The sequence below is a fragment of the Streptomyces sp. SID9727 genome (assembly GCF_010550605.1).
Lineage (GTDB): Bacteria > Actinomycetota > Actinomycetes > Streptomycetales > Streptomycetaceae > Streptomyces.
Map to the genome: position 1 here is coordinate 1 of NZ_JAAGNI010000359.1, position 5651 is coordinate 5651.

Below are 5651 nucleotides of genomic sequence, written 5' to 3' on the forward strand. Positions count from 1 at the left end.
CCGCCCGTCTGCCGGTGCCCGCGCCGGAGGACGGGCGGGAGGCGATGTCCGCGCCGCCGGAGCAGGAGCCGGGGCCGGTGCGGGGAGCGGCGGTATGAGCGGCGGCGGGCGCCCCGGCGTGCCCGGGGGCACCGCCCAGGACGGGGGCGTCGAGGTGGCCGCCCCTCCCCCGGTCCGCGTCGTGCTCGCGGACGACCAGCCGCTGGTGCGGGCCGCGTTGCGCATGGTCATGGCGGACACCCCGGACATCGAGGTGGCCGGCGAGGCGGGGACGGGCGAGGAGGCGGTCCGGCTGGCCGCCCGACTGGCTCCGGACGTCGTCGTGATGGACATCCGGATGCCCGGCATGGACGGCATCGAGGCCACCGAGCGGATCGTCGCACAGGGCGGCGGGGTGCATGTGGTGGTCCTGACGACCTTTGACGACGACGATTACGTGTACGGGGCGCTGCGCGCCGGGGCTGCCGGGTTCCTGGTCAAGGACATGGCGCTGGACGACATCCTGGCGGCGGTCCGGGTGGTGGCGTCGGGCGACGGGCTGATCGCCCCGAGCGTCACCCGGCGGCTGATCAAGGAGTTCGCCGCCCGTCCCTCACCCTCAGCACCGGCCCCGGCGCCACTGGCCGCGATCACCGACCGGGAGCGGGAGGTGCTGGTGCTGGTCGGCGGCGGGCTCTCGAACGCGGAGATCGCCGAGCGCCTGGTCATCAGCGTCGCCACGGCGAAGACGTATCTCACCCGCCTGCTCGCCAAGCTGGGCGCGCGGGACCGGGTGCAGCTGGTCATCATCGCGTACGAGGCGGGGCTGGTGTACCCGGGGCGTTGACGGGGGCGGTAACGGGGCGGTGGCCTTCCGCGACGGCTCCGACCGGGGCGGCTCCGAGCGGGGGCGGCCCGAGCGGGGGCGGCCCGAGCGGAGGGGGGCGGCCCGACCGGGGGCGGCCCAATCAGATCGGCTCCGACCGGGGCGGCCCCCTACAGCCAGCCCTTCTCGCGCGCCAGGCGGACCGCCTCGGCGCGGTTGCGGGCGGCCAGCTTCTGGATCGCCATGGAGAGGTAGTTGCGGACGGTGCCCTGGGAGAGGTGGAGGGCGGCGGCGATCTCCGCGTTGGTCGAGCCGTCGGCGGCGGTGCGCAGGACCTCGCTCTCGCGGTCGGTCAGCGGGTTCGCGCCGTCGGCGAGGGCGGCGGCGGCGAGGCCGGGGTCGATGACGCGTTCGCCGGCGAGCACCTTGCGTACCGCCTCGGCGAGCTGGGACGCGGGGGCGTCCTTGACCAGGAAGGCGTCGGCGCCCGACTCCATGGCGCGGCGCAGATAGCCGGGCCGGCCGAACGTCGTGACGACCACGACCTTCACGTCCGGCAGGGCCTCGCGGAGCCGGGCCGTCGCCTCGATACCGGTCATGCCGGGCATCTCGATGTCCAGGAGGGCCACGTCGACGGAGTGTGCGCGGGCCGCCGCCAGGACCTCGTCGCCCCGGGCGACCTGGGCGACCACCTCGATGTCCGGTTCCAGGCCGAGGAGCGCCGCGAGGGCCTCGCGCACCATGGACTGGTCCTCCGCGAGGAGAAGTCTGATCATGCTCATTCCGCGGATCCTAGGCCGGATTCGAACGGAACGCTGAGGACCATGGTGAAGCCTTTGCCCGAACGGGGCTGGGTGGCCCGGGTGGTGAGGGTCCCGCCGACCGAGGCGAGGCGTTCGGTGAGCCCGGTGAGGCCGTTGCCGGGCGTGGTCCCGGCGCCGCCCCGGCCGTCGTCGGCGACGGTCAGTTCGAGCACCCGCCCGTCCAGTGTCTGACGGGGAGTCAGGGTCACCGTGCAGCGGTGCGCGCCGCTGTGGCGCACGACGTTGGTGACCGCCTCCCGCAGACCCCACGCGAGCACCTCCTCCGCCTTTTCCGGCAGCCCGTCCGGGAGGTCGGCCGGGACGTCGGCGTCGACCCCGGCGGCGGCCAGCGCCGTGCGCGCCCCGGCCAGTTCGCCGGGGAGGGTCGGCCGGCGGTATCCGGTGACGGCACTGCGGACGTCCACCAGGGCCTGGCGGCTGACCTGTTCGATGTCCGCGACCTGGGCGGCCGCCAGCTCGGGCCGGTCGGGGAGCATCCGGCCGGCCAGCTCGCTCTTGAGGGTGATCAGCGAGAGGGAGTGGCCCAGCAGGTCGTGCAGATCGCGGGCGAGGCGCAGGCGCTCCTCGTTGGCGGCGAGCTGCGCGACGGTGGCCCGGGCCTGGCGCAGCTCGATCGTGGTGCGGACCAGCTGCCGTACGCCCGTCATCGCGAAGCCGCCCAGCAGGGCGGGGAAGACCAGGGCGGTGACCGTCTCGCGCGGGTCCTCCAGGGTCGCGCCGACGCCCACCATGACGGCGGTGACGACGGGGATCAGCCACCGCGCGGTCCGCAGCGGCAGCGTGGCACCGGCCGACACCGCCACGTACACGAAGAGGACCAGCCAGGGCGTGCCGAACGTCAGCGCCAGCAGGAGGGCGAGGGCCCCGAGGAAGGCGATCGACGCCCGGACCCGGAAGGGATCGAGCGTCTTCGACGTGTGCCGGAAGACCAGGACCAGGTAGGCGCCGACGAAGACCAGCAGCCCGAGGACGCCGAGCGCGGTCGCCCACGGGGTGTGGTTGCCGTCGGCGAGGTCCTTGACCGGCGCGCTCATGAAGGCGAGCCAGATGCCGATCCACAGCAGCTTGATCCCGGCCTGCCGGGCGGTCGCGGGCGGCCGCCCGAGACCCACCGACGTCGCGTCGTCGTTCACGCCTTCAAGGTGTCCTTCCGGTAGAGCCAGGCCGCGCTGCCCGCGAAGAGCAGGAAGTAGGCGCAGAGGACGGCGACGTCCTTCGCGTGCGGCGCGCCGCCCATCTCGACGGCCTGGCCGAGTGCAGCGTACGCGTGTGTGGGAAGCCACTCGGAAATGTTCTGGAGCCACTGCGGGAAGGTCGCGCTGGGCATCCAGAGGCCGCCGAGGATGGAGAGCCCGAAGTAGATGATCATCGTGACCGGTCGGACCGCGTCCCCGCTGGTGACGTAGCCGATGGCGACGCCGAGCGCGGCGAAGACCAGGGAGCCGGCCCAGATGACTCCGGTCAGCGCGAACCACTGCCAGAGGTCGAAGCGGACGTGTTTGACCGAGGCGGCGACGAGGAAGACCACGACGATGCAGGGCAGGGTGACCATGGCGGCGCTCGCGATCTTCGCGAGGACGTAGCCCCGGCCGGGCAGCGCGGTCAGCCGCAGCTGGCGCACCCAGCCCTTCTCGCGTTCCTTGGCGATGCGCTCGCTGTTGCCCATGAGGACGGCGGTCAGCGCGCCGAAGGAGGCCATGGAGACCATGAAGAAGGACTGGAGGGTCAGATCGGTGTGCGGGATCGTGGCGGTGTCGTTCTGGGTGCCGGAGATCAGCAGGTAGATCACCGACGGGTAGAGGACCGAGAAGAACATGAACTTCTTGTTCCGCAGGGTGCGGGTGACTTCGAGCCGGATCAGGGCCCCGGAAAAGAGATTCAGCACGAGTTCCTGGCCTCCTCGGCCTCGGTGATGGCGACGAATGCCTGTTCCAGGCCGAGTCCGGCGACCTCCAGCTCGCGCGGGTACAGACCGAGGCCGTAGAGGGCGTGCACGGTCGCGTCGGCGTTGTGCGACTGGATGCGCACCCGCCGGCCGTTGACGTCGAGCGAGGCGAGGAACGGCAGGGCACGCAGGGCGGCCCGGTCGATCGGGCCCTCCAGCTCGAAGGCGATCCGGCGGGCCCCGGCCTTCGCCTTGATCTCGGCGGCGGTCCCGTCGGCGAGGAGGCGTCCCTTGTGCAGGACGAGGACGCGGTCGGCGATCGCGTCGGCCTCTTCGAGGTAGTGGGTGGCGAACAGGACGGTGCGGCCCTGGTCGGCCTGCTCGCGCATGGTGGCCCAGAACGCCTGGCGGGCGGTGACGTCCATGCCGGTCGTCGGCTCGTCGAGGACGATGAGGTCGCTGGCGCCTGCGGTGGCCAGCGCGAACCGCACGCGCTGCTCCTGGCCCCCGGAGAGCTTGTTGACCATGCGGCCGGCGATCGACGCGATGCCCGCCCGGGCCAGCACCTCGCCGACCGGGTGGGGGCGCGGGTGCAGGTCGCAGGCCAGCCGGACCAGTTCCTCGACGGTGACGTCCTCCATCAGGCCGCCGCTCTGCAGCATGGCGCCGACCCGGCCGGCCGTGATGGCCGCCTGCGGGGTGGTGCCGAAGAGGCTGACCGTGCCGGAGTCGGCGGCGCGCAGGCCGAGGAGCAGGTCGAGGGTGGAGGACTTGCCGGCTCCGTTGGGGCCGAGGAGGGCCACCGTCTCGCCGGGGTGCAGGTCCAGAGTCAGCCCGTCGACGGCGCGTACGTCCCCGTAGACCTTGCTGACCTGGTCGAAGCTGACCACCGCGGTCCTCGTCGCGGTCGCTCCGGTGGCTGTCGTTGTCATGCGTCCAGCCTGGCCGACCGGGGGGTGCGCGCGGCAGGGCCGGCGGTCGTGGATCCGTGATGACAGATGTCATGCGCCGGGGATGACGGGTGCACGGGGGCCGGGTGCGGGGACCGGTTTCGGCCATTACGCCGCCGCCCCCGGCCGGGGTCCGGTCGGGGGCGGGTGGCAAGGGGTGCGGGGGGTCAGCCGTTGCCGTCGAGGTCGATCGTGACCGTGCGCTCGGCGGGGGTCTTGCCCATCAGCGCGCCCTTCATGGCGAAGGCCACGTCGTCCGGGCTGAGCTGGTGCTTCTTGCCGTCGCCCTTGGTGATCATGATGCCGTCGAAGACACCGGCACAGAGCCGGTCGATGGCCTCCTTGTCGTAGACGTCGACCAGCTTCCCGTCGACCGCCTTCATCGACAGGATCTGCGGCAGCGACTTCGCCGGGCCGAACGGGATCTCCTTGCCGCCCGCCCTGATGCGGACCAGTCCGGACATCGCGGGCTCCGCGAACTCCTTCATCGCCCGGTCCAGTTCGGCCTGGCTGATGGAGGGTTCCTTGGTGACGACGGGCAGTTCGACGGTCCTGGTGCCGCCGGTCTCGACCTGGGCGCGGTAGGCGTCCCGGACCGATCCCATCGCCTTGTTCACGTCGATCGCCTTGCCGGCCTTGCCCGGTACGGCGACGGCCTTGCCCGGCTCGAACTTGATGGTGCCGTCCTTCACCGTGCCCGAGCCGCCGGCCAGGTCCTGGAGTGCGACGCCCAGCTTCTCCTCGTCCACCGGGAAGACCGGCTCCACGGTCCGCGCGCCGCCGAAGAGCGAGCCGATCACGGAGACCGGGTTGTAGTCGCTGCCGGCCGCGGCGCGCACGGTGGCCTGGCTGTCCAGGGAGAGCCCGGCCTTGTCCGGGGCGAGCTCCGTCTCCTTGCCGTCCACGGCCAGCTTGAGCGGGGAAGCGGCGCGCTTGGCGAGCGCGGAGTCCAGCTTCTCGACGCCCTCCTCCTTCGTGCCGCCGCCGATGTCGACGCCGAGGACCGTGGTGCCCTTGGGGACGTCGGAGTGGTTCATCAGGAGTCCGGCGCCGTACGCGACACCGAGCAGGCAGACGGCCGCCGCGCCGAGCAGGACCAGCTTCGAGCGGCCCTTCTTGACGGGTGCCGGCTTCGGCGCGGGGCGGGCCGCCGGGGCCGGCTGGGGCGCAGCGGCACCGGGGCCGCC

The 5651-nt window shown here is 72.8% G+C and carries 6 protein-coding genes; 1 reads left to right on the forward strand and 5 read right to left on the reverse strand.

Features of this window, described 5'->3' with window-relative positions; translation table 11 throughout:
- The first annotated feature begins 94 nt into the window (after positions 1 to 94).
- Complete coding sequence (locus G3I41_RS24995; protein ID WP_203601616.1) at positions 95 to 826, forward strand: response regulator transcription factor; 732 nt, start codon at positions 95 to 97, stop codon at positions 824 to 826.
- Positions 827 to 975: 149 nt separating this feature from the next.
- Here the strand turns inward: G3I41_RS24995 and G3I41_RS25000 are convergent, their stop codons facing one another.
- The 5 genes from G3I41_RS25000 to G3I41_RS25020 form a co-directional block, all read right to left on the reverse strand.
- Positions 976 to 1587, reverse strand: a complete 612-nt coding sequence (locus tag G3I41_RS25000; protein ID WP_164402624.1) for a response regulator transcription factor — start codon at positions 1585 to 1587, stop codon at positions 976 to 978.
- A complete protein-coding gene (locus tag G3I41_RS25005; RefSeq protein WP_164402625.1) occupies positions 1584 to 2762 on the reverse strand; it encodes a sensor histidine kinase in 1179 nt (392 codons plus the stop codon). Before G3I41_RS25005 ends, G3I41_RS25000 begins: the two co-directional genes overlap by 4 nt.
- Positions 2759 to 3514 (reverse strand): ABC transporter permease, encoded by a 756-nt coding sequence (locus G3I41_RS25010; RefSeq protein WP_164402626.1) that lies wholly within the window; start codon positions 3512 to 3514, stop codon positions 2759 to 2761. Before G3I41_RS25010 ends, G3I41_RS25005 begins: the two co-directional genes overlap by 4 nt.
- Positions 3508 to 4446, reverse strand: a complete 939-nt coding sequence (locus tag G3I41_RS25015; protein WP_164402627.1) for an ABC transporter ATP-binding protein — start codon at positions 4444 to 4446, stop codon at positions 3508 to 3510. Before G3I41_RS25015 ends, G3I41_RS25010 begins: the two co-directional genes overlap by 7 nt.
- 185 nt (positions 4447 to 4631) lie before the next feature.
- Positions 4632 to 5651 (reverse strand): hypothetical protein (locus tag G3I41_RS25020; RefSeq protein ID WP_164402628.1); only part of this gene is annotated, 1020 nt, incomplete at its 5' end.